The following is a 22,057-nucleotide window of genomic DNA, read 5'->3' as shown; positions in this document are numbered from 1 at the left end:
ATGACATAAATTGGCCGGTTGGTTTTTGGCTATTTAAAATGACCGCTTAACGGCGTTTACGGTTCCATTCCTCCCTAAACCCCAGGAATTGGCGCAGAGCGAACGGGTAATTGTCGTCTAATATTATACGGAGAGATAGTTTATCGGGGAGGGGAAGTTCCATACGCCAGCCTTAATTTCATTAACATTTTAATTAATAAAGGTTAAGTGATGTATTTATTTTCAAAAAAAATGGTTACTACTACAATTCTACTAAGCATGAACATTATAGCTATACCGTTATATTCCATGGCTTATTCTCTTACGCCAAACACAAAAGAATTTACGCTAAAGTTGGGTACCTCGCGAGTTATTTATCACGCCAACTCCAGTGGTGCAATGCTGTCCGTCATTAATGAGCAGGACTATCCCATTCTGGTTCAGGGCAAAGTCTATGCCGAAGATAAAAAATCGCCCCCCCCCTTTTATTGTCACTCCTCCTCTGTTCCGGCTGGAGGCCGGACAGCAGAGCCGTATGCGCATCATCCATACTGGCGGCGCGGATGTTTTAGACCGCGAGAGCCTGCAGTGGCTCTGCGTTGCCGGAATACCCCCCAAAGACGTCGACGTCTGGGCAAAAGATGAAAAAAACAATAATTCCAGCCCCTCCACCCCAGTTACTGTCAATCTGGGTGTTAGCGTGCATAGCTGCATCAAGCTGCTCGTTCGCCCCAGTGGTGTGAAAGGCATGCCGACTGATGTGGCGGCTGACCTAACCTGGAAGCGGCGGGGAAATAAAATTTCTGTGCACAACAGCTCGCCGTTTTACATGAATCTGTTGTCCGTTACCGTTGGGGGAAAACCTGTAAACGACCTGGATTATGTTGCTCCCTTTGCTGAACGCAGCTTTACCCTGCCGGAAGGGGCATCAGGAAAAGTTGAATGGAAAATCATTACTGATGTCGGTGGTGAAAGCCGGGTGTTCCAGTCGTCCGCTTCCGTCTGATAGTGAATCACGATGCGCTTCTGGATTTCTTTCATAGCTCTGACTGTATGGTCAGCCTTGCTACCGGTCTGTGCGGTAGCAAAAAACTACGTTTTTGATGCCAGCCAGTTGGGAGAAAATGTCAGCAATGCCGATATCGCGTTGTTTAATCAGGGCAGGCAGTTGCCAGGCACCTATACCGTTGATGTGTTGGTTAACCGCGAGCATGTTGGCTCGGAGAATATTGTTTTTCGTTCGCGTGAAACAGAACAGGGAAAGAGCGGGCTGGAAGCCTGCCTGAGTGTGGAACAACTGTCCCGCTATGGCGTGAAGGTGGAAGACCATCCCGGCCTAACGGGTACCCCGGACGAAAACTGTGCCGACTTATCGGCCATTCCGCAAGCGCAGGTAGAGTTTCAGTTCAGTAGTCAGCAACTGCTGCTGAGCATTCCGCAAGTGGCCATGCGCCCGATAGTATGGGGGATAGCCCCGGAGTCGCTCTGGGATGATGGGTTGCCAGCGTTTCTGATGAATTATCGGTTCAGCAATACACAGACTGAGTACAAGGGGAACTACCGCAGTCGTAATAGCAGTCAGTATGTACAGCTTGAACCGGGTGCAAACATCGGCCCATGGCGGCTGAGGAATAACACGGCTTGGCACAAGAGTCAGGGGCAACCTGTCCGGTGGCAGAAGTCTTACACCTATGCTGAGCGGGGGCTCAATCGGCTGAAAAGCCGACTGACGCTTGGGGAGCAATTTACTCCCTCAAACGTTTTTGACAGCTTCCCCTTCCGTGGCGTGATGCTGCATTCTGATGACACCATGGTGGCAGCGAGTATGCGGGCTTTTGCGCCCGTGGTGCGCGGTATTGCCCGGACGCATGCCCGGGTTGAGGTAAAGCAGAACGGTTACACTCTTTATAATGCTGTGGTTGCCCCGGGTGCTTTTGCGCTGACTGACCTTTCTGCGAGCAATTCGGGTGGGGAACTTGAGGTCACAGTCTGGGAAACCGACGGCAAACCACAGGTGTTTACCGTTCCCTGGCAGACGCCCGCCATTGCCTTAAAGACTGGCTATCTCAGCTATAGCGTGATGGTAGGGCAGTATCGGTCATCCCACAGTGAGGGGGAGGCACCTGCGGTGGGGCAGGTGACGGTGATGTATGGTCTGCCCCGGAGCCTGACGGCGTATGGCGGACTCCAGGCCACCGAAAACTACCGCGCCGTGACGACAGGCCTGGGGGCATCGCTGGGACGTTGGGGCGCCCTGTCGCTTGACGGCACACAATCTGACCAAAAAAGAAACGATAGTAAAAATGAGACAGGTGCCTCATGGCGGCTGCGCTACAGCAATTCCGTTGAGACCACGAACAGTGCGTTTACGCTGGAGAGCTACCAATATTCCTCTGCCGGGTATAACACGCTGTCTGATGTGCTGGATGTTTATCACAGCGGACGGAATGACAACCAGCGTGAGCGCAGCAAAAGCCTCAGTACTGTTACCCTCAGCCAGTCGCTGGGCGACGCGGGATATATCGGCCTGAACGGCAGCCGGGAAACTTACCGGAACCACAGTGGCCACAAGGATTCATGGGGAGGCAGCTACGGCACCACAATTAAAAACGTCTCCCTGTCGCTGAACTGGACACAGAGTCACAGTCGCCACGGTGAACAGCAGAGAAACAATAGTCTTTTCAGCATCAGCGCCAGCGTGCCGCTGGACTGGTGGCTAGGTGGCAATACGCGGGCAAACTATCAGATGACGTCACCGTCTTCAGGTGGCAGTACTCAGCAGGTGGGGCTGAGCGGACAGGCGTTTGATCGGCAGCTTAACTGGAACGTCAGCCAGAGCTGGCGTTCCGTTAAGAACAGCAGTAACCACAGTACCGGTATGGCGCGTCTAGGTTGGAGTGGCAACTGCGGTCAGCTGAGCGGCAGCTACAGCTACAGCGATACCTCTAGCCAGACGGGTATGGATGCTGCGGGCGGGATAATTATCAGCAGCGAGGGCATGACACTGGCGCAACCGCTGGATATGAACAACGGCGTGGCACTGGTTGCCGCCCCCGGTGCCTCCGGCGTGCCGGTGAACGGTTGGCCCGGGGTGAAAACGGATTACCGGGGGTATACCACCCTATCCTATCTCATCCCGTATCAGCAAAATACGGTCAGCTTGGACCCGACGAGGCTGCCTGCGGATGCGGAAATCACCCAGACGGACGTGAAGGTTATCCCGACGAAAGGGGCCGTCACGCGGGCGGCATTTGCCACGCATGTAGGCGGGCGCGCACTGATTTCACTGAAACGCCCGGACGGTCAGGTGCTTTCCTTTGGTGCGCTGGCCACGCTGAGTAGTAAGGACGGCGGAACCAGCGGTGTCGTGGGTGACGGCGGGCAGGTTTACCTGACCGGGCTGCCGGATACTGGGCAACTGATGGTCCAGTGGGGAGAGGGGCAGCAGTGCCGTGCGGACTACCTCCTTCCGGGAGTGAAGGCAGAGGCCGGACTTTATATGACGGAGGCGGTGTGCCGCTGAACTCGGTCATACCACCTGAATATAAAAAGGTAAGCAACTTGGAGAATTATTAATGAATCGGTGTATTACTGGAATGAAGTCAGCCCCACTCCTGCCTGGTGGGCTGTTGATACAACCTGCTTGGGCCACATAGGTACCATCGTCAGTCATGATAGCCATAACGGGTTGCAGGTATAGTGTGAATCAGGGGAAAGTGATAATCAGCTGAGATTTGATGAGTTAGCAAATGGTGATCAGCGAAAAAACCCGACAGTTATACGATTGAAATTAATGCATAATTTTATTCATGGGAGAATATCCGCAAATTAAATATCTGGCTAATATTAAATTAATGGATTACCCTTAAAGGTGGATAGTATAATGGCAAGTTGACACAATTTCTTTTGTGATTAAATAAACGCATTTCTTTGGCATTGGGATTTTTTGTTATCTTTTAAATTTTGTTATCTTTTAAATAAAGAGGGGGGTTATCATGATGATTTTACGTAAATTAGCTTTAACTACTATTTTTATTGGCGCAGGGTTTGCAGGTATAGCGCATGCTGGATCCTTGGGTGGCGATGCATCCACAGCATCCGATGATGCTGTTTTCAATGGTTCAACTCAGGTGACCAATAAATTGAGTGCGGTGAGCAACCTGGTTGCCGGTAACGTAGCACATAACACTATTATTGCTACAGGTTCAATCGGAAGTGTGGATGGCAATGCTCATCGTTATGTCATAAGACTTGCAAACGGTGTTCCTCAAGGGGCGGAGAGTTTGTATGAGCTTACTGGCAATAATAATACTTCTAATAAGTTAAAAGTTGCGTTGAATTTAGATGTAGGATCCGATTGGGAACGTATAAATGGCAATGGGTTCACAAAAACACGAAACGCGATTAAATCAACTAATTACAGGATAAATACATACGAAGGGCAATACGTTAATGCTGATGTTTACACCATTCAGTCGGAAGCGTATGTTTATAATGAGTGATTTTGGGGCACTGTTGCAAAGTTCATGACGAGGGAACCTGTAATTTAAATTGTGTAATTGCCTGTTTTTGATATGTTCACTCCAACAACGGAGACAGGCAAATTATGGACGACAAGAAACTCAGAGCCCTTGCGGCGGAACTGGCTAAAAGCCTTAAAACCGAAGCCGACCTCAATCAGTTTTCCCGGATGCTGACGAAATTAACCGTCGAAACAGCGCTCAATGCGGAACTGACTGACCATCTCGGGCATGAGAAAAATGCACCTAAAACCGGCACCAACACCCGCAATGGCTACTCGTCAAAAACGCTGCTCTGCGACGATGGCGAAATCGAACTGAACACGCCGCGTGACCGTGAAAATACCTTCGAACCGCAGTTGATTAAGAATGTAGCGCGGCGAAAAATTCCGGACTGTTTTGCAGGTAATTCTGAACTGCTGAACCCCATAAAAAACGTGTGATTTGGACAGTCCGGAATTGTTTGCAAATAGCCGTCAGGTAAAGTTACTGATGATTAACTCTTTTCCCTGATGACGGTTGCTGCCTATTGAATATTTAAGTTCGACTGCTTCAATGTTCAAGCCAGAGAACGTTTGTCGCATCTCTGGGATGTCATTTACCGATATGATCATGCTACCTTTGATTTTGCGAGCCATTTTGGCTATGGCATCGTGTTGTTCCAGCCCAAACTCAACACCATAACCCTGCGTGCCCCAATAGGGGGGATCAAGATAAAACAAGGTATGAGGACGATCATATTTCTCTATGCATTCAAGCCAGCTCAGATGTTCTATCGTTGTACGAGCAAGCCGCAGATGAGCTGCTGAGAGGTTTTCCTCCAGCCTTAACAGATTAATACCTACTGGAGCAGTCGTTGCGGTTCCAAAAGTTTGTCCCTCGACCCTTGCCCCAAAGGCCATATTCTGGAGGTAATAAAACCGAGCCGCCCGTTGTATATCGGTCAATATTTCAACTGGAGTTGCTTTTTCCCACTCAAATATCTGCCGACTGCTAAGCGCCCACTTAAACTGGCGAATAAACTCCTCCAGGTGATTTTTGACCACGCGATACAGATTAATTAGTTCACCGTTTACGTCATTAATGACTTCAACCTTAGATGCATTCTTTTTGAAAAAAAGTGCTGCACCGCCGCAAAATGGCTCAACGTAGCACTTATGCTCAGGAAACAGGGGTAACAGATGCTTAGCCAAACGGCGTTTTCCTCCCACCCAAGGGACGATTGGATTACTCAATATAAATCTCCTTAATTATTAATATGATCGACAAAACAGATCAATTTCTATAATTTGATCGCTTAAATTGCTTAAATTTGTCAATAGACTAAAAAAAGCTGCATGAGCAGTTGTAAAAATGTTTCAACCAGAGCAATTTCACCTAAAATCCGAGCTGCCATTTTATCTCCTCATGATCTATTTAAACGATCAATCGCCTACAATTGATCGGCTAAACTAATATCGCATAGTCACTTCGAAACTGGCATATCCGAAGCCGTAGGGGCAATATCAATTTGAGGGCTTTCATAAAGTAATTATAAGCCCCCATTTTGTCGCTCAGGTATTCAAAGTGTTTTCTGGGCGAAATGCAGTTTGTCCTTGATTTTAATGGAAAATATCAAGCTTGGTTTTTCAATGAAACGATATGACAAGTAAGATAGAGGCAGGACTACCAGAAGATAGAGAGAGAGTTTCAGGAAGCTAAAATCGCCAGAAATATTGAATTCGCTGGAGAAGAGTTCAAGTGCAAACTGGTGAAGCAAGTACATTGAGTAACTAATAGTACCAAGAAAAATAAAGGGTCGGAAGGTTAGCTTCCATTTTGATGTCATGACAATGAAGAAAGCAACTGAGCAGGCGTACGTCATTAGATAGGCTATAGGATTTTCACCAAATCCGTAGCTCTTTGAGTATGCTAAAAAGCAGATGGCTGGTAACGATAGTGCGAAACATATCGTCCACCAGATGCAAAGATTTCGTGAGTATATATCCTTTTTAACAGTTGCCTCCCGCCACAATGAACCAAAAAACATTAATGACAGAGCCAGAGGAACAGCCACTGGTATTTTTCTATCTAAATACCATCGAAGCCATGACATGGCGACAGCTAAAATCAAAAAGGAAACTGCGATTATGAAATTTGATGTTTTGTTCTTTAGGAGGCCGAAAATAAAAATAAACACACACAGCCCATAAAAAAGCAACTCAATAATGAGCGTCCAATAAACACCGAATAAATCTGGAATACCAAATACCGATTGAAGCATTGTCGTATTAAGAAGTACTACCTTTATCTCTGGCTGAATCTGAAAAAAAAGCATGGATGTGATTACAGCTATAAAGACTGAAAACCAATAGGCTGGATAAAGTCTGAAAAACCTTGAAACGATAAAAAATCTGACACCACCATATTCAGATTTCAGGCTATAAGGTATTACCATCCCACTCAGAATAAAGAAAAGTACAACCCCGAACTGTCCGAGGTTGAAGTTCGAGAAAAACCATGTTTGGTGTAGTGGCGTTCTTTCAATAAAGTGAGATAAAACAACAGTTAGCGCGGCTATCCCACGTATAGCATCTAAGTATCTTAGCCTTTGTTGCATAAGTATAAAATCCATACTGGTGTCGTCAAAGGCATATGGTACATGTGTAGGAAGGATGTGAGCAATCTCACTTTGTTTTATCATCACCTTTTAAAGCAGGTTCCGCTGGCCAGCTCAACTCAGGAAAACGGCTTAAGTCAAGTCTCATCAATGCCAGTCTGTAATCCAACCATTCCACAAGTTCACCTGCTTCTTCTGAAGTTGCTTTCTTACGATTAACAGCATCCTGTCTCCATGCTATTTCGGCTTCTGCCTTGGCGCGCAAGCTGTTTCGTTGGGTTTTTGCGATAGACATAGAATTCTGTAGGATTTCACTGATTATTCCATTTTTTATCAGCCACCCTCCTGTGATGTTAATTCCCTCAGGGATATCTGATGGCGAAAACTCTGACACGGAGCAGTTCAAAGGGAATAACATGCTGGCATCTTCTGATATGCTTCTGATAACGCCGTTGGAGTCATAAGATATCTTAACTGTGTTCTCTTCGAAAGTTTTTGCTGTTTCATACCAGTCTTCTCCATTGTCAGATATAAGGAATTGAACATTAAACTGTTCAGCTTCTTCTTTCTGAGTATCTGTTAAATTGATATTGATAGTGAAATTTTTGTAAGTCTTCTTTTTCATGATCCAATTACCCTCCATGAACTACCGATGAGTATTTGCAATGTCCGACGCCCGGCAACATCTGGAATGGGATCATTATCTTCATTTGATACCTGTGTTATTACATAACCGACCTGGTCTCTATATCCGCCAGGGTTAGTTTGTATTACAGTTGTTTCAAGTGCACCAAATCTTACCCCTCTTACACAGTTAGAATTTGCCCAGTCAATCGCATTTTTTTGTGCATTATTTGCCCTGCTCTGAGCATCATTGTTGGCTTCAGATTTTGTATACACATCCAAATCTGAAGCCAGTGGTTTGTTCGCTTCATCATAGAGCATTATCCAGCCTTGCCAGATTCCATTTCGCAAAGAGTTACGATAGGTTTTGTTATATACGCTACCTTTTTCAATCAGCGCCCTAGCAATCAGAACACCATCCCTACCAAAATTGATAGATGACCAATCTAGTTCATAGGAAACGGTGGTAGATGGCATATCAGTAGAACCTTGGCTTACCGCATACTTACCTGTTTGGGATGATTTCATTATGTCAAGCGTACCCGATGAGGAGATAATTGGGGTGTTACCGCCAATACCAAACTCACTGCGTTTGACATACCCTTCCGTTGCCGTGCCTGTGATTTTCTTGATTGCCGCCAGTAATTGGTCTTGCTTGGACGGGTCGATTTTAATTCCCGCTTCTTTAAGTACGGAGGCTAATTCTTGCTGGTTGCCGATAATGGCACCCTGTACTGGGTTCAGCCATTTGGCAGACACCGCAGTGCCTTCTATACCTGTTGACGGATCACCATCATGAAACAGGCCGTCCTCAGTATTGACCGGAGAAATAATGTCTTTCATGGCGTGGGTTTCTCCTTGTAATTAAAGACCACTTGCGTATGTGCAGGTTTTAAATCCTGGAATATGTTTTCAATCAAGTTTTGGCCGAATGTCATAAGCCTTTCACCTGCGACCGAACTGCCTGCCCGGAAGCGATACACCGGCACCTGGGCATCGTCGATATTCACTATCCAGACCCAGATAATTTCCGGCACCCAAAGACGATCACCTGCGCGGTTAATGCCCGCTCTAAAGGGTTCCGGTTCGTCAATAGTGATGTTGTAGCCCAGCGATTTGGCCAGGTTGATAAAATATTTCCGGCTCAGGCCGCCGGTGGCGTTAATCTTGGCCAGCACCTGCTGGCGGCGCTGCTGTATTGTCATGCTACTGTCAACGCTGATAGCCAGCACCCGTTCCCAGTCCGACAGCAGGCTGACGGCAAAGAACGGCGTAATCCCATTCAATACCTCGTCCGACTTGATTTCCGTGCGCGCCAGGCAATTGCCTTCCGCCAGCAGCTCCGCGCTTAATTGCTTGCCGTCCAGGGAATAGCTTTTAGGCGGCAACAACAGCCCCAGTAGCTCGGCGTAATCCTGGCCGTTCATGGCATGTTATCCACGGTCACGGTGCCCAGGCGTATCCATTGCACTTTGGTTTTATCCACCACGGGCACAATATTCCCCGTGGGCTTAATAAAGTCGTAATCGATAACACCGACAATATTGGTGATACTGCCGCCGATTTGTTTTAAAACGGCAATTTCCCCCGGTGCCAGGCGATTGAAATAATCGGTGATGGCGGCGGTAATTTGCTTTCTCGCTTCATCCAGCGAAAGTTCCGATAATTTGACCGTGACGGACACATCCGTAATCACCTCTTCCGGGGCCAGCACCAGGGTATTTTTTGCCGTAACCGGGCGCACGTCATCGATATGCGCCTGGGTGGACTTGATGGTCTCCTCGGACGGCATACTGTTGTTGGCCACAATCACCACGTCCACGGTGCCATAGCCCCGGCGCAGAGGGTACACGTAGGCTTCTGTGACACCCGGCACCTCAACCGCCCAGCGGTGATAGTCGTACTTGTTGCCTCCGGCTGCAGGGCGGCGGATCACTTCGAGCAATCGGGTCAGCAACGAGGCATCTTTCTCGTCGTCAGTGCCGCCGGTCATGTGCAGGATGGTGACGTCGCTGTCGATGCCCTCCGGTGCGATAAGCAACGTCCCCGGCGTATTGTCGGCCAGATTGCCCACGGTGCCGGTCTCCAGCGGCCTGGCCGCTACCGCCACCTTGCCATCGCTGCTGATGATTGCATCTTCGGTGGTCTGACACAGCAGGCTGCTGCCTTTGGGGCGAAACTGCAGACCGGCCTTTACCGCAACACCGGTGTTGCCTGTGAGCTGCACCTTGCCACCGGCATAGGTGGCGGGTTTGGGGTGCAGGTTACGTGTCCGGGCATGCATCACCAGGTAATCATGGTCGGCGGTGTCGGGGAACATCTGGCGGACAATCCACACCTGGTGCTGGTAGAGTCCCTGCACCGCGCTGGCAATGGAATTGGCGCGGATGGCAAAATCGCTGTCTTTGCCGACGTCGGCATCCGGCAACTGGTTGCTGATATCCCGCAGCAGCGTGGCGGCGGTATCATCCAGTAGCGGTAGTGTGTACGCCATGTAAACCCCGTTTAAATCACTTTTACCGAATGGGTGAAGGTCTGGACGGCGCTATTGGCCTGCGTGACGACAATCGTCAGCAACAGCCAGCCATCCTGCTGGCGACTCACGCCAACGGCCAACGCGGTGGCACGCTTGTCATCAAGCAACGGTTGCAGTGCCTGTTCGGCATACTGCTGCGCCAGGCGGCGGGTTGTGGCGGAGTCCTTGGCGCGTTCCAGCTCATGCAACCGGGAGCCTAACAACGGGTTGGCCCAGTAGCTGGCCAGCGGGGTTTTCAACCGCAGATAAACCGCAGTGTGAAGGTCATAGGTGCGTGTGCCGGTGTAGTCGCCGGTCTGGCTGTCAATGAGTGCGTCCATAGGGCGCAGAATAGAAAATGTGGGGTCTGGTGGGCAGTGACGGAGGCGTAGTGGGTAAGATTGGCGCGGGTATTGCCGCGCCAGAACCAGTTTACCCACTGATCGGGCCGTCGGAAAGCCCGGACGGCGTAGTGTGTTTGTGGGTGCCTTGCTTGACCCCGTTGATCTCGACGTCGGGGCTGCTGATTGTGCCGCCTGTGTGCTCGACGTTACCCTCGAAGCTGGCGGTCGCGCCTTTTCCGCCCTTGATGGCCATCCCGCCGTTGCCGCTGATTTTGCCCTCGGCAATGACCTGCTGTGTAGCCGTCAGTTCCGGCGTGTCGAAGGCGGCGTTCTCTTCGGCCTCTACGCGGTAACGCTTGCATTTGACCTGGTAATCATCGCACTCGACGGCGATCACCTTGTTGTGCTTGAGGATGATGCTGGCTCCCTCGTCGGTATAGAGCGCCACCTCGCCGCCCTCCAGCCCCTGCAGGCGGTAGCGGCTGTGCTCGGTAGCAATAACGATGCTGTGGGAGGTCGCGCCGCCGACAGGCAGCATGATGGCCATGGCACCGTCGGGCGGTACAGACGTCAGCCCGTAATGCTGGAAGAACTCCACCTCCGGGTGGGTCTCGCTGGCAAGACCAGAGACTTGCGTCATCTGGACGCCACCCTCGGTATTCACCCGCTTAAGCACGCCACGATACGCCAGGCGCAGGCCGCCCAGGGCGCGGCGGATACGTTTATCAATCAAATCTGTCAAATTAGCCATTGTCGATCTGCTCCCAGCTGCTCCAGAGGGCTTTTTTGCCTTTCCCTTTGCGTTTGCGCTTGGATTTAGGGAAGGCATCCGGCAACCAGATGCCGTCTTCGCGCAGGGTCAGCGTAGTCAGCAGCTGCTGACCACGTCCGCCGCTGAAGCGGCGATGCATCACAAAATAAATGTCGTCAATACCGTGCTTCTCACTCTTGACCTGGACACGTTGCCCCGGCTCCCAAAGTTGCCCGGAGGTTGTGCGCAGTCCTTTGACGACGGCGGTCATCAAAAAACCCTGCAACCGGGCGTCAGCCATCAGCTTACGGGCACGAAACTGTACCTCTTCGTCGCTGTCGGTATCGGCCACCACCTCAATCAGGGGACGGTAGAACGGCACGGAGGTGTCGCGCACCGTGCAGCGTCGGTCATGCTTGCCGTCAGCTTTCGCACTGCCGTGCCCCTGGGCCAGTACCGTGACCTCGGAATAACGGGCGCTGACGTTACGGGTCACGGACAGCCGTAGCAGGTTATTGCCCTGGCCATCCTCGCGCATGATCAGCGTATCGACTGCCGGTGTGCTGTAATCCGGCCCGCCGATCACCAGCGTGCCGTCCGCAATGACCCAGGGCCACAGGCCGCTGGCCTCCGCCGCTTTCTTCAGCGCATCCCAGGCGGTGTCGCCTGGGTCAACGCTTGCTTTCTTCGACGGTAGCGGTTTTTCTGCCTGGATACGGATCGCCGTGACGCCCAGGGGCTTGACGATTTGGGCAATCACTTCCTGCAGGGTCATGTCACGGGCGGTGAAGATAGGCGCAGAACAATCTACCAAGACTGCCGACGCGTCACGGCCAAACAGCCCCAGGCTATGCTGATTTCTGCCGATATTATCGGTGATTTCATCCACCTGGCCGGTCATGATCACATCGTCGCCGGTGCGCAGCTCTGCCCTGGCACCCGCCTGGACTTCTGCTGGTAACACCGCTTCCACATTGCCAACGGAGAACGACCAGCCATCGGCAGGGGTCTGCAAGTCGGAATCGACTTCGAAGTCCAGCCAGTCATTATGGGACACCCCGCCGATACGCAGCGTAATACGCTCGGCACCGTCATTTAGCGAAGGCATAGAGCACGTCCCCCGGCTGTAAACTGTTGGGATGACGTAAGGTCGGATTGAGCCGCGCCAGCTCGACAGCACGGTGGCGATCACCATACCATTCAAACGCCAGTAAATGCAGGTTACAAGCGCGTTTAACTTCACGGCGTACCAACGGTGGCAACGTCAAGATAACGCCCCTGGCCAACGTCTGCAGCGTGTAGGCCAACGCCTGCAGCTCCGCAATCTGTGCCGCATCATTGCTGATATCCTGCGTAACACCATAGGTCAATTGCGCCTGCTGCTGCCACGTGGCCACCATGGATCGCTGTACCTGGATGGCCTCAACAATCAGTGACCGGACATCATGGGTGATGCGCTCGATATCCGTCGCGGCCAACGTCGGCGTCTCGCTTTCGTACTGCATGATATCGGCGGCAACTTCCACCCACTCGCTGATAACGGTCAATCGGACAACCTGATTGACCCGGTCTCTGTCTTCCTGGGGCATGATGCTGGCGCGGTGCCGCGTTGACACAAACACGCCGCCGCTATCGGCAGAGTGTGAGGCGGTGAAACGGTTGTCCTGCAACGTGATCACTTGCTTGCCCAGGGCGCGTACCGCCTGCCAATCAGTCAGGCGTGTCACCTCGTTGAAGTCCAGGCGATCGGTAAAGGCCGACAGCAGGGTTTTCAGGTCTGAGACAAAGGCTGCCGGGTAGTCCAGATAGTTCAGGGCACTGCCGAGGGTGCTCTGGATCTCATTGGCCAGCGATTGCACCACGTACTCCGCCGACGCAATAATGTTACTGACCCGGCCCAGCGTATCTTGTCCCTGTTTGACCCAGCCTATGGTATCGCTGAAGCCTTTCTTCACGCTGTCCAGCAGGCTGTCGGTGCTGGTCTCCGGGTAGACTGTGGCAAACAGCGCCTGCTCGGTGGTCGCCTCGATAAAGACCAGCTCAACGGTGACGGCATTGAGCGGTTCGACCTCATGCTCGACACCGGCCTCCAAAAACTGCACCTTGGGGATGGAGCCATAGACCGGGTGGATCAGTTCACCAGAACCGGCCTTTTTCAGCGTCTTCAGGAAAGCTTTCAGTTCGGTTTGATAGCGGTTGCCCCAGAACAACGCAGAAAGACGAAAATTCATCGCCTTCATGCCCTGGTCTTCGACCTCGGCCCCGTCGCGGTAAGGATACTCATAGGCCACGGTATCCCTGGACAGCGTGTCACGGGTATAGAGGCAATCGAACTCAACGCCCCGGAACGAGGCCGGAAGCAGCGTATCGATGCCCAGCGCACCTGCCAGGTCATGCACGATATCATCCATTATTTTCTTCTCCCATCGCGGTCAAAACGTTGCTCTACAGCGGTAGCAATCTCGCGCCCATCCAGCGTGACCGTCAGATTAACGGTCGGTGCTGCTGGCGCAGGTGCCGCTGCAGCAGCTTTATCCACAGCTTTATCCTGGCCGCTGCCGGAGAACCACTTGCGGATCTCGTCCAGGGTATCCAGCGCTCCGGCAGGTTTGGGCATCAGCGCCATCATTGCCGGGTTGGATTCGCCGCCCCTGGCGCGGGCCTTGGCGGCCTGGATCTTTACCGCGCTGGATATCAATCAGCGGAAAATCCTGTGAACCCTGATAAGCCATCGCGGCTTCGCCCAGGAATGGCACCCACTTCAACATGCCCGCCGCTTTACCGGCAGTGCACGCACCTTCAGCGACACCTGCGCCGCCTTTGCCGAAAAGTCCCTGGAGCTTACCCAGCACGCCACCGCCAGCTTTACCCGTCGTGACTATCGTCGCCACGCCCATCAGCAGGTCAGCGCCGGATTTCACTGCAGCAGCAGCCCCCAGCGCCGTGATGGCGACGGCTGCACCGGCTGCCGCTGTGGTCAGCCCTGGGAACTCTTGCGCCAGCTTGGAACTGTAGTCGGCCAGATCGCCCAGGGTTTTGGCAACTGGGGCTATGGCGTCGTTAGTGGCAAACCGCTTCTCGTTCTGCGCCTGGTGCATCTGGAACTCCGGCTCCTGCTTGATCAGGTCAAAGTCCAGCTCGGCAGACCGCTTCTCTGCCGGCAGATCAAACTGCGCCATCTGCTCATGCTGCAGCTTGTTGAAATAGGGTATTTGCCGGCGATAGAGTTGGAAGGCGTTTTTAGAATACTGGTTCGGGAACAGTTGCGAAATGTACTGTCCCTCAATCAGATCACGCTGAGCTTCCAGCGAGGTGCGTTCGCCTTCGTCTTGGGTGCTGGCCAGTTTCTTACCCAGACCCTGATAGTTTTTGTCATATTTGAGGGCGGTATCGACCAGGTTATTGACGGTGTCGAGGGGCGTCAGCCCTTTGGCCGCATCCTTGACGGACAGCGCCTTAAAATCGACGCCTTTCCCCTTGATCGTGATGTGCTTGGCGTTGTTGGACAGGTTACTGGAGGTCAGTTCGGCCAACAGGTTGGTGACGTTGGTCGCCGCCTCTTCCGGCGTACCGGCACCGATGGCGGCAGCTTCAAACAGCGCCGCGACCTGGGAGAACCCCGCACGGCCTTTAAAACCGGCTGATTTCGCCGACTCCAGCGCCTTGGGCATTTCCCTGGCCAGCAGCGGTACGCCGACGCGGCCATGCTGCGCCGCCGTGGTGGTCACGCTCAGCGCGGAGAGTGCATCTTTTTTTGACAAGCCGAAGTTATAGGCGCTGGCCTGCAGGTTAGCCACGGCTTCCGGGTCAGAGCCGGTAGCAGAGGCATTCATCATGACGCCAGGCAACGACTGCTGCGCCTCGGTCACGGTCATGGAGCCGGAGCGGATCATCGACTGCAGGGCGGCAAACGCCTGCTCCGGTGTGCCACCTCCCAACCGCAGCGCCCTACGGATACTGGCATCCAGCTGCTTTTTGCCCGTGATGCGTCCGGCCACGTCCTCTTTATTGAAGGCGAGGTTGGCCAGCTCCGCCAGGTGCATACTGTAGCTGGCCTGGTCGTTGATCGGCTTGCGCAGCGTCATGGCTCCTGCCGCTATACCGCTGCCGATGGCGAATGCCGCCTTGCCCCAGCTGCGCTGCTGACGTTCGGCGCCGGCCATCTCCTGGCGCAGCCGGGCAATGCTCGACTGCATCTTGTCATAGGCGCGGATTTGTTCGTTGGCCGACAGTGTACCACTGCGCTCCAGGCGGTTATAGGCGGCCATAGTGCGGGCGATCTCGCGCTGAATATTACGCTCCGAGCGGATGCCCAGCGTCTCGCGGGCGCTGCTCATGCGGCGGAATTCAGCAGACAGGGCGCGGATGCGCGGCGTCGTGTTATCCGTTACCCCAAACTTTATCTGGGTATCAAATTCACGGGCCATACGCTATTTCCGGTTGTGCTTACGGCAGCGGGCAGGAGAGCCACCGCGCCCGCTACGTGGGCGGCGGAGACTTTTAACGGTGTTCGACGTGTTCTTTTTCCAGCCTTTGGGGTTCTCCAGTCGGTGGATGGCATCAAGAACCCCGCTCAATGCTACAGCGCTAAGTCCTCTAACGCGTTCTTCGCTGAAGCCGTACTGGCCAAGCCGGATAATGGCGTATCGGTAATCACCGAGGCGTTCCTCAGCTCGCTGAGCTTTTTTTCGCCTCTTGCTGGGCGGTGCGCAGGGCTTGGTAGTCCTCGGACACCAGCGCATCACACAACAACTGATAAGTGATCTCCTCTTCCGGAATGCTGCCCAAGGTGGTGAGGCAGCGTGCCAGCACACCGACCAGGGTGCCGGAGTCCGGGATACCGTCTTCCACCACGGCGATCTCATCGCCGACGGTGCTCATGCGGATGGTAAAATCACGGTGCAGCTGTCCCTGATAAAAGACGCCGATCGGCAAGGTGGCGCTGTGGGTAAACTCCATCGGTTACTCCTCAATCTTGTTAAGTGCAAAGGCGCTGATGTTGATACGGGCCTCGTTATCAACGGTGTATTGCTCGCCCACCTCAGTCACAAACACATCCTGATAGGTGGTACGTTTGCCGCCGGTCAGCGGGTACTGGGTCAGTTTCGCCCCGGCAATCTTCGCCCAGTTGATGTTCTGGTCGAGCGGCACCACGGCAGTGATGGACAGCTCCCAGGTCGCAATCCCTTGCGTGTAGCCCTTGGCGCGTCCGGCGCTGTTCATGGTCTTGACCAGCTTTTTACCGGTGGTCTCGCGGGGGCTGAACTCCGTCACCTCCACTTCGGTGCTGTTAACCTCCAGCACGATAGAGCCTGTGTATTCCAGTGCCATCTTGGCCCCCTTTACAGCAGATAAATGGTGCCCGCGAACACATGCAGGCCGCGAACGATGGACGCCGGGATAGTGGCATCGGCGCGGGTGTCGTCCTGCCGATTACGCGTGACGAGGAGCTGGTCTTTCAGCGTGTCCACGTTCTCGACGATCTCTAACGTTTCCAGGCTATAGAGTACGTCCAGCAGTTCGGAGCGAATACGCGCCCGGCGGGTATCGGTCAGCTTTTCACGCGGGAAACGCAGCGTCATGCGGGTACGGCACGCCAGGCGCACGTAGTCCAGGGAACGGATGATGGTGATATCCATCAGTGACCGGTCGGTGACATCCAGCGCGTTTTTGACGTAGGTACTGACGGCGCGCACGATTTGTACGGTGCTGCCGCTGACCTCAAACGGCGTCAGCCCGTTACTCAGTGCGTTCTCCTGTTCGGTACGCCCCGGCCACTTGTCCTGCGCGGTGATATCCAGCCCCGGCAGTGTCAGCGTGTTGAGCGGGCGCGCCGGATCGGACTCGCTGGCCATGATGGCGGCATACACGGCGGCCAGCTCACCGTTCGGCAGTGCGGAGCCGTTGTACCAGCCCATCGTGATGCGCGCGGCGTTAACAGTCGTGGTCAGCGTGGTGCCAGCGGACAGCGTGCCGTTCCACCCGGTGACGCCAACCGCGCCGCGCTGCTCCAGCGGCCCGGAGACCTTATCCAGGTAGGTGGACAAGGTGCGCAGTGAACCGGCATCGGAGTACGGCGAAATCACCAGGGTATGACCGGCGCTGAAGATAGCCGCCAGGGCATCATCCAGTTCGGGGTCGCCCTGGCCGCCGCTCATGGCCTTCAGGGTGGCCGTTAGCCCGGCAGCGTTCACCGTGGCCGTCAAGCCGACCTGATTGCCCACGGTGCCCTTATTACGGGCAATCAGGGTAATTTGCTTGCCTGTCGCTTTGGCTCCGCCTTCCACCGGGATGTCTTCCACGCTGGCAGACAGGGGCAGTTCCTGGCGCGTGTTGATGGCTTTCGCCAGCGCAGTCATCACTACATCCGCCGTATCGCCGCTGGCCACGGCGGTGGCAACGGTGACGCCGCAGACCGACAGCCGCGCCTGGCCCGTGCCGGTGGCCGCACCCGACAACGCCAGGGCACCGGTTGCCGCCACACCGGCCGCCGCATCCTCCAGGCCGACAATCGCCAGCTGCAGAGAGCCATTGGCGTAAATCGCTGCCTTGGCCATACGGTGCGCCTGGGAGCCGCGCCCGAAATAGACGGCAGCTTCTTCGTCGCTGAACACATCGACCGGCGTCAATCGCTCCGCCACCGTAGGCAACGTGGTACGCTGGGCCAAAATCAGCAGTTTCTGGTCATTGGTCGCCAGGGCGCGGGAGGCCAGTGTGGTGTTAAACCCGAAGTAATACCCCGGTTTGTACGTCGGGATCGGGATAGTGGCATCAATGCTCATTTCGCCCCCTTAACCTTGGTGGGAATAGCCTGTTCATCTGGAGCGCTGGCCGCCGGTTCATCGCCTGACGGCGCGTCCTTGGCCAACAACAAATCACCTTCGCGCAAGCGGCGGCGGTAGTAAGCGGATTGCGCCACGCTGACCGCTTCGCGGTCGGTGATATAACGATCGGGTGTCTCTTCTTTCGGCACCCGGACACCGTTGCGGGCGATCACGTTAATCATGGTCTTTTGCCTCTGTAGAAATAATGTCTTGCGCTACCGCCGGGCCTTGGCCATCCAGGTGATACGCCAGCCCGGTGCTTTCATGCATCGGATAAGGCTTATCGAGCCGCCCGCGATACCAGGCAAACACCCGGTCGGGGTCGTCGTCACCTTCCGGCGCGGGCCAGTGGCCGCACTCCAGCGCCTCTTCGATCCAGACGGTGTCGAACTCGCAGGCATAGGCCGACATGGCTTTTTCATTGAGCCGGGAACTGAACAGCGAACGCACCCGGCCCGGTAGCAGCGGTTCAATCGGCAAGCCCATATCCTGGCGGGTCAGCAGGCGGCGAACGGAGCGGATAATAAGATTGCATCCCACTTCATCGAGTCGAGGCCCGCCACGACGCTGCGCCGCCTCCTGGCGCACGTTGTACGCCGTGACCATCACCGCAAAGCGGGCATTCACGCGAAAACGGTTTTTATGCGTACTGACCGGCGTGGTGCTCTGGATACCCAGAAAGGTGATCCACACTGCCGGTAACGCCCGGACGATAGCCCCGACGTCGTCCAGTTCGCCGCCATAGCTGCTCACTTCTTTCACCATGTCGCCCAGTCCGGTACGCAGGCGCTCAATCATGGCCAGTTCGGTTTCGTTAATCATCAGTAACCCCCTCCACCGGTAGAGCGCCGTGCCCAGGTACGCCGCCCGGAAAAGAACTTCACCCCTGTAGCGCTGGAGGGTACGGTGGTACCGGTATCGTCAAAGGTGCCCAGGCTGACGCGACCCGCCGCCACGCCTTCCAGATAGCGGATGGCATCCCGGTAACGGTCGCGAATTTCGTCACTGCAGACGCGCTCGGTGCCGCTCAGCCGGTAGCGGGCAATGTCACAGGCAAGCCCTTTCAGAATCGGCGGCAGCTTGGGCAACGGCAGACGATAACGTCCCGCGATATACCCGTTGATCTCGTCGCTGGCCGTGGATAACCCGCCTGCCAGCACCTGATCGTCAATCGCACCGGTATAGGTGAGGTCAGTCAGGGCGATCACTTCCCGTTCACCGAACCGGGTCACCATATCGTCGCGGGTGGCGTACATGATTATTTCCCGTCGCCGGTGGAGCCGAAGGCCATCTGCCAGAAGCCGAAACCGGCCTGGCCGCGCGCTTCTGCACCGAACTTGAACTCACCGCGCATAAAGACGTCGTCCGCGTTCATGTCGGTTTGCGACACAAACTCCGGCGCTTCACGCTGCTGGAAGATCAGCGGTTTGAGCGGGCGTTTGGTGTCCAGCAGGAACCAGGCGGTGTCGGAGGTCAGACGCGGCTCAACCAGCACTTCCGCCGTGCCCTTGTACGGGTTGACCTTGCCGTCTTCCAGGCGGTCAGCCGTCATCAGCGCGTTGGCCACATCTTCCAGCGCTGGCGGCACCACCAACAGGTCGGGCAGGATGTTCAGCGGTCGGCCTTCCTCGTCCTTCACCTTGCGCATCTGGGTACGGGCGGCCCCATACGACGCCCTGGCTGCTGCCACGGTATCGATGGACAGCGGCTTGTTACCCTTGTTGGAGTAAAACGCCTTGCCCACCGCGTGCTTGTCAAAGAAAAACGGCTTCTTGTCATAGCATTGCGCGCTGAAGCCACGGTTAAGCAGTTCAAATACGATTTCATCCGGCCACTGCTTGGCGCTGAATCCCGCGTCCTGGGCCTGGGGCGCATAGATACCCAGTTGATCGTCCTTGATATCATTGCGCTTGACGGCCACCGTGGCTTCGAAGTCGTCGTTGATCAGGCTGTAGCCGTTGGCCTCCAACGCCTTGACCTGCTTGTCCCCGATCCACTTGCGCATTTTCGGAAAGTTGCTGAGCCAGGAATAATCGTTCGATTTGCCGGTAGACGGCACCAGGGTGGCCACCCGCTGCCATTGCGAAGGGGCCGCCTCAAACGCCTGGTTAAAGGTCAGTTTAAGGTTGACGAAAATGGCCTTGACCGTCGATGCGTTAACTAACATGTGTCTTTACTCCTTAGTAGATCCAGACACCGTCAGTGTCGATCATGATGATGGTGCCTGCCTGGGAACGGGTGGCCGCCGTGGCTGCTGTCTTGCCATCCTCGGACGCCGGAGCACTGCCGTCATCCGCCGTCACCGTCTGGTTGTCGAGGATGCTGGCACGTTTGCCCAGGTGCGCCTGGGTGATGCTGCCGTCGTTCTCCCAACAGAACGCCTTGTGGCTGCGCACCAGGATGTACTGCTCGCCGTTCCCGCCGTCGCTGTTGTCCACCGAATCATCGGCGCGCCCGGCGTAGAACAAGCCGGGGGCTTCCTTGCCGTTGATGGCGTAGCCGTCCGCGTTGATGCAGACAATGACGCCAGCGGGGATCTTCTCCTTGGCGGCGACCGGGATGGGCGTCAGTTCGCAATCACGGTACGGGGTGTTACGGTCTTGGGTAGTGGCTGCCATGGTTAGATCTCCTGTGATAAGGTGGCGACGTCTTTTGGGTCATGGCCGAACAGGCTACAGACGGCCAGGGCATCCGCATCCAGGCCCGTTTTATCCTGGGCATTGGCGGGCGGTTTGCCACCGGTTTGCAGTGCGCTGAGAGCAGCAACCTTCGGCGCTTTGTCCAGGTACGATTTGAGCGATGCAATATCGTTGTTGCCCAATGATTTGGCCCACTCCTGCATATCCGGCAGCAGACGACCGTCGCTGAGCGCAGCCTGGATAAGCCCATCCACTTCACCGCCAGTCACTTTCTCACTCAGCGCGGCCAACTGTTGCTGCACGGCAGTGAGTACACTCACCGGCACAAACTTGGCCGGATCGGGCACGCCAGGTACCTGGGCTGAAAGCGCCGCGATGCGATCATCCTGTTGGGTCAGCAGCTCCAGCAGGTTGACGCTGGCCGCCGCAGTGCCCTGGTTGTTGGAAAGCCGGTTAATCAGCTTTTGCAGCTCGGCCTTGATATCGTCTGCCGTCGAAGACAGCGGCAGCGTCAACAGCCAGCGCAGTTGTTGTAACAGTTCATCGTCGTCCACGGTGTTCTCTCCCGTCAGTTGTTGAGACGCCGCCGCAATCAGCGCCTCCATATCATCCAGCGCAGGCGTATTCGTCAGCGCGGCGTTAATCAAATGCTTTACGTTTCCCTGGCAGTCGTAATTAAACAGCGGAGATATAAAGCAGTATTCCTCGGCCTCAATCATGGCGCGGGCGGCGTCTGTCCATTTCACATCAATGGCAAACAGGCCTTCGCCTTCCACCCATTCAAGCCGGGTAAACCAGCCCGCTGCAGGGTTGGGTTTGCCGTTGGTTTTGCTGTGTAGGGTCTGGTGTTCGTAGTCGAAGCAGTACGGCGTGTTGCGCTGCGCCGCTTCATCAATCAGCCCCTGTGCCAGAGCCGCATCGATATACCAGTGCGGTGCATCGGTGGGTCTGCCGTCCCTGGCACAAAAGGCACCGGCTGGGAACAGTTGCACACGCGGCCCGGCACTTTTGATAGCAACACTGAGCGCGGCGAGGCGTAACGGTGATTTCACAGAGTAGTCATTCCCGAAAGTGGCTGATAGGTAGCACTTTACCGGGAGGGGGAAACAGCAAGCAGTGACCGGGGCGTAGTGGGTAATACCGTGGGGGCGAAACAAGGATAATGCGGAGAAAAGAAGATAACAGGCAAACGCGGCGACCGACACCCCCTTTAAACCCCGTTTAAATCGCCGTATAAGCGGTTAACGGGGCTGGGGTGGTAA

General features: G+C 54.7%; 24 protein-coding genes and 2 pseudogenes. 5 read left to right on the top strand and 21 right to left on the bottom strand.

Features of this window, described 5'->3' with window-relative positions; all coding sequences use genetic code 11:
- Positions 1-210: 210 nt before the first annotated feature.
- From SYMBAF_RS18135 to SYMBAF_RS02490, 5 genes and pseudogenes are all read left to right on the top strand, one after another.
- Positions 211-405, top strand: a pseudogene (locus SYMBAF_RS18135) (pili assembly chaperone protein SafB); the annotation flags it as partial.
- Between the two features lie 28 nt (positions 406-433).
- Positions 434-985 carry a fimbria/pilus periplasmic chaperone gene (locus tag SYMBAF_RS02505; RefSeq protein WP_272899522.1) on the top strand — a complete coding sequence of 184 codons (552 nt, stop codon included), beginning with the start codon at positions 434-436 and terminating at the stop codon, positions 983-985.
- Between the two features lie 12 nt (positions 986-997).
- Positions 998-3,502, top strand: a complete 2,505-nt coding sequence (locus SYMBAF_RS02500; protein ID WP_040263400.1) for a fimbria/pilus outer membrane usher protein — start codon at positions 998-1,000, stop codon at positions 3,500-3,502.
- Positions 3,503-3,974: 472 nt separating this feature from the next.
- On the top strand, positions 3,975-4,481 hold the full coding sequence (locus SYMBAF_RS02495; protein WP_040263402.1) for a hypothetical protein: 507 nt from the start codon (positions 3,975-3,977) through the stop codon (positions 4,479-4,481).
- Between the two features lie 104 nt (positions 4,482-4,585).
- Positions 4,586-4,867 (top strand): annotated as a pseudogene (locus tag SYMBAF_RS02490) (transposase); the annotation flags it as partial.
- Between the two features lie 108 nt (positions 4,868-4,975).
- Here the strand turns inward: SYMBAF_RS02490 and SYMBAF_RS02485 are convergent.
- The 21 genes from SYMBAF_RS02485 to SYMBAF_RS02390 form a co-directional block, all read right to left on the bottom strand.
- On the bottom strand, positions 4,976-5,734 hold the full coding sequence (locus SYMBAF_RS02485) for a DNA adenine methylase (protein WP_082026837.1): 759 nt from the start codon (positions 5,732-5,734) through the stop codon (positions 4,976-4,978).
- A 326-nt stretch (positions 5,735-6,060) separates the two neighbouring features.
- Positions 6,061-7,182, bottom strand: a complete 1,122-nt coding sequence (locus SYMBAF_RS02480; RefSeq protein WP_226020039.1) for an acyltransferase family protein — start codon at positions 7,180-7,182, stop codon at positions 6,061-6,063.
- Positions 7,166-7,723, bottom strand: coding sequence for a tail fiber assembly protein (locus SYMBAF_RS02475; protein WP_052447639.1), 558 nt, complete (start codon positions 7,721-7,723; stop codon positions 7,166-7,168). Before SYMBAF_RS02475 ends, SYMBAF_RS02480 begins: the two co-directional genes overlap by 17 nt.
- Positions 7,720-8,565 (bottom strand): hypothetical protein, encoded by an 846-nt coding sequence (locus tag SYMBAF_RS02470; protein ID WP_052447640.1) that lies wholly within the window; start codon positions 8,563-8,565, stop codon positions 7,720-7,722. The genes SYMBAF_RS02475 and SYMBAF_RS02470 overlap by 4 nt, the downstream gene beginning before the upstream one ends.
- Positions 8,562-9,149 (bottom strand): YmfQ family protein, encoded by a 588-nt coding sequence (locus SYMBAF_RS02465; protein ID WP_040263407.1) that lies wholly within the window; start codon positions 9,147-9,149, stop codon positions 8,562-8,564. The genes SYMBAF_RS02470 and SYMBAF_RS02465 overlap by 4 nt, the downstream gene beginning before the upstream one ends.
- Entirely contained in the window at positions 9,146-10,216 is a 1,071-nt protein-coding gene (locus tag SYMBAF_RS02460) for a baseplate J/gp47 family protein (protein WP_040263408.1), read from the bottom strand. Before SYMBAF_RS02460 ends, SYMBAF_RS02465 begins: the two co-directional genes overlap by 4 nt.
- Before the next feature lie 11 nt (positions 10,217-10,227).
- Complete coding sequence (locus SYMBAF_RS02455; protein ID WP_404829930.1) at positions 10,228-10,677, bottom strand: phage GP46 family protein; 450 nt, start codon at positions 10,675-10,677, stop codon at positions 10,228-10,230.
- Entirely contained in the window at positions 10,670-11,332 is a 663-nt protein-coding gene (locus tag SYMBAF_RS02450) for a phage baseplate assembly protein V (protein WP_040263411.1), read from the bottom strand. Before SYMBAF_RS02450 ends, SYMBAF_RS02455 begins: the two co-directional genes overlap by 8 nt.
- Entirely contained in the window at positions 11,325-12,440 is a 1,116-nt protein-coding gene (locus SYMBAF_RS02445) for a phage baseplate assembly protein (RefSeq protein ID WP_040263412.1), read from the bottom strand. The genes SYMBAF_RS02450 and SYMBAF_RS02445 overlap by 8 nt, the downstream gene beginning before the upstream one ends.
- Positions 12,424-13,743 (bottom strand): DNA circularization protein, encoded by a 1,320-nt coding sequence (locus SYMBAF_RS02440; protein ID WP_040263414.1) that lies wholly within the window; start codon positions 13,741-13,743, stop codon positions 12,424-12,426. The genes SYMBAF_RS02445 and SYMBAF_RS02440 overlap by 17 nt, the downstream gene beginning before the upstream one ends.
- Positions 13,743-13,871 (bottom strand): hypothetical protein, encoded by a 129-nt coding sequence (locus SYMBAF_RS18055; protein ID WP_272899521.1) that lies wholly within the window; start codon positions 13,869-13,871, stop codon positions 13,743-13,745. Before SYMBAF_RS18055 ends, SYMBAF_RS02440 begins: the two co-directional genes overlap by 1 nt.
- Before the next feature lie 4 nt (positions 13,872-13,875).
- Positions 13,876-15,759, bottom strand: coding sequence for a phage tail tape measure protein (locus SYMBAF_RS02435; RefSeq protein ID WP_185899913.1), 1,884 nt, complete (start codon positions 15,757-15,759; stop codon positions 13,876-13,878).
- Between the two features lie 241 nt (positions 15,760-16,000).
- On the bottom strand, positions 16,001-16,291 hold the full coding sequence (locus SYMBAF_RS02430) for a hypothetical protein (protein ID WP_237162919.1): 291 nt from the start codon (positions 16,289-16,291) through the stop codon (positions 16,001-16,003).
- A 3-nt stretch (positions 16,292-16,294) separates the two neighbouring features.
- Entirely contained in the window at positions 16,295-16,663 is a 369-nt protein-coding gene (locus SYMBAF_RS02425) for a hypothetical protein (RefSeq protein WP_040263421.1), read from the bottom strand.
- Between the two features lie 11 nt (positions 16,664-16,674).
- Entirely contained in the window at positions 16,675-18,114 is a 1,440-nt protein-coding gene (locus tag SYMBAF_RS02420) for a phage tail sheath C-terminal domain-containing protein (RefSeq protein ID WP_040264944.1), read from the bottom strand.
- Positions 18,111-18,338, bottom strand: a complete 228-nt coding sequence (locus SYMBAF_RS02415; protein ID WP_040263423.1) for a DUF2635 domain-containing protein — start codon at positions 18,336-18,338, stop codon at positions 18,111-18,113. Before SYMBAF_RS02415 ends, SYMBAF_RS02420 begins: the two co-directional genes overlap by 4 nt.
- On the bottom strand, positions 18,331-18,978 hold the full coding sequence (locus SYMBAF_RS02410; protein ID WP_040264943.1) for a DUF1834 family protein: 648 nt from the start codon (positions 18,976-18,978) through the stop codon (positions 18,331-18,333). The genes SYMBAF_RS02415 and SYMBAF_RS02410 overlap by 8 nt, the downstream gene beginning before the upstream one ends.
- On the bottom strand, positions 18,978-19,412 hold the full coding sequence (locus SYMBAF_RS02405; RefSeq protein WP_040264942.1) for a gp436 family protein: 435 nt from the start codon (positions 19,410-19,412) through the stop codon (positions 18,978-18,980). The genes SYMBAF_RS02410 and SYMBAF_RS02405 overlap by 1 nt, the downstream gene beginning before the upstream one ends.
- 2 nt (positions 19,413-19,414) lie before the next feature.
- Positions 19,415-20,323, bottom strand: coding sequence for a Mu-like prophage major head subunit gpT family protein (locus SYMBAF_RS02400; RefSeq protein WP_040264941.1), 909 nt, complete (start codon positions 20,321-20,323; stop codon positions 19,415-19,417).
- A 13-nt stretch (positions 20,324-20,336) separates the two neighbouring features.
- The gene (locus tag SYMBAF_RS02395; protein WP_040264940.1) at positions 20,337-20,774 is read right to left on the bottom strand and encodes a hypothetical protein; all 438 of its coding nucleotides are present in this window, start codon (positions 20,772-20,774) and stop codon (positions 20,337-20,339) included.
- A 2-nt stretch (positions 20,775-20,776) separates the two neighbouring features.
- Positions 20,777-21,847 (bottom strand): phage protease, encoded by a 1,071-nt coding sequence (locus SYMBAF_RS02390; protein WP_040264939.1) that lies wholly within the window; start codon positions 21,845-21,847, stop codon positions 20,777-20,779.
- Positions 21,848-22,057 lie beyond the last annotated feature (210 nt).

This window comes from Serratia symbiotica, assembly GCF_000821185.2.
GTDB classification, from domain to species: domain Bacteria; phylum Pseudomonadota; class Gammaproteobacteria; order Enterobacterales; family Enterobacteriaceae; genus Serratia; species Serratia symbiotica.
This window is presented reverse-complemented; position numbering and strand designations above follow the sequence as displayed.

What these genes read in the sequence shown, in the direction of transcription:
- SYMBAF_RS02425 (WP_040263421.1), bottom strand. Translation starts at nt 16,663, where the DNA reads ATGGCACTGGAATACACAGGCTCTATCGTGCTGGAGGTTAACAGCACC.
- SYMBAF_RS02415 (WP_040263423.1), bottom strand. Translation starts at nt 18,338, where the DNA reads ATGATTAACGTGATCGCCCGCAACGGTGTCCGGGTGCCGAAAGAAGAG.
- SYMBAF_RS02500 (WP_040263400.1), top strand. Translation starts at nt 998, where the DNA reads ATGCGCTTCTGGATTTCTTTCATAGCTCTGACTGTATGGTCAGCCTTG.
- SYMBAF_RS02465 (WP_040263407.1), bottom strand. Translation starts at nt 9,149, where the DNA reads ATGAACGGCCAGGATTACGCCGAGCTACTGGGGCTGTTGTTGCCGCCT.
- SYMBAF_RS02410 (WP_040264943.1), bottom strand. Translation starts at nt 18,978, where the DNA reads ATGATTAACGAAACCGAACTGGCCATGATTGAGCGCCTGCGTACCGGA.
- SYMBAF_RS02395 (WP_040264940.1), bottom strand. Translation starts at nt 20,774, where the DNA reads ATGGCAGCCACTACCCAAGACCGTAACACCCCGTACCGTGATTGCGAA.
- SYMBAF_RS02480 (WP_226020039.1), bottom strand. Translation starts at nt 7,182, where the DNA reads ATGATAAAACAAAGTGAGATTGCTCACATCCTTCCTACACATGTACCA.
- SYMBAF_RS02495 (WP_040263402.1), top strand. Translation starts at nt 3,975, where the DNA reads ATGATGATTTTACGTAAATTAGCTTTAACTACTATTTTTATTGGCGCA.
- SYMBAF_RS02405 (WP_040264942.1), bottom strand. Translation starts at nt 19,412, where the DNA reads ATGTACGCCACCCGCGACGATATGGTGACCCGGTTCGGTGAACGGGAA.
- SYMBAF_RS02430 (WP_237162919.1), bottom strand. Translation starts at nt 16,291, where the DNA reads ATGGAGTTTACCCACAGCGCCACCTTGCCGATCGGCGTCTTTTATCAG.
- SYMBAF_RS02445 (WP_040263412.1), bottom strand. Translation starts at nt 12,440, where the DNA reads ATGCCTTCGCTAAATGACGGTGCCGAGCGTATTACGCTGCGTATCGGC.
- SYMBAF_RS02400 (WP_040264941.1), bottom strand. Translation starts at nt 20,323, where the DNA reads ATGTTAGTTAACGCATCGACGGTCAAGGCCATTTTCGTCAACCTTAAA.
- SYMBAF_RS02475 (WP_052447639.1), bottom strand. Translation starts at nt 7,723, where the DNA reads ATGAAAAAGAAGACTTACAAAAATTTCACTATCAATATCAATTTAACA.
- SYMBAF_RS02435 (WP_185899913.1), bottom strand. Translation starts at nt 15,759, where the DNA reads ATGGCCCGTGAATTTGATACCCAGATAAAGTTTGGGGTAACGGATAAC.
- SYMBAF_RS02420 (WP_040264944.1), bottom strand. Translation starts at nt 18,114, where the DNA reads ATGAGCATTGATGCCACTATCCCGATCCCGACGTACAAACCGGGGTAT.
- SYMBAF_RS02440 (WP_040263414.1), bottom strand. Translation starts at nt 13,743, where the DNA reads ATGGATGATATCGTGCATGACCTGGCAGGTGCGCTGGGCATCGATACG.
- SYMBAF_RS02470 (WP_052447640.1), bottom strand. Translation starts at nt 8,565, where the DNA reads ATGAAAGACATTATTTCTCCGGTCAATACTGAGGACGGCCTGTTTCAT.
- SYMBAF_RS02450 (WP_040263411.1), bottom strand. Translation starts at nt 11,332, where the DNA reads ATGGCTAATTTGACAGATTTGATTGATAAACGTATCCGCCGCGCCCTG.
- SYMBAF_RS02505 (WP_272899522.1), top strand. Translation starts at nt 434, where the DNA reads ATGCCGAAGATAAAAAATCGCCCCCCCCCTTTTATTGTCACTCCTCCT.
- SYMBAF_RS02460 (WP_040263408.1), bottom strand. Translation starts at nt 10,216, where the DNA reads ATGGCGTACACACTACCGCTACTGGATGATACCGCCGCCACGCTGCTG.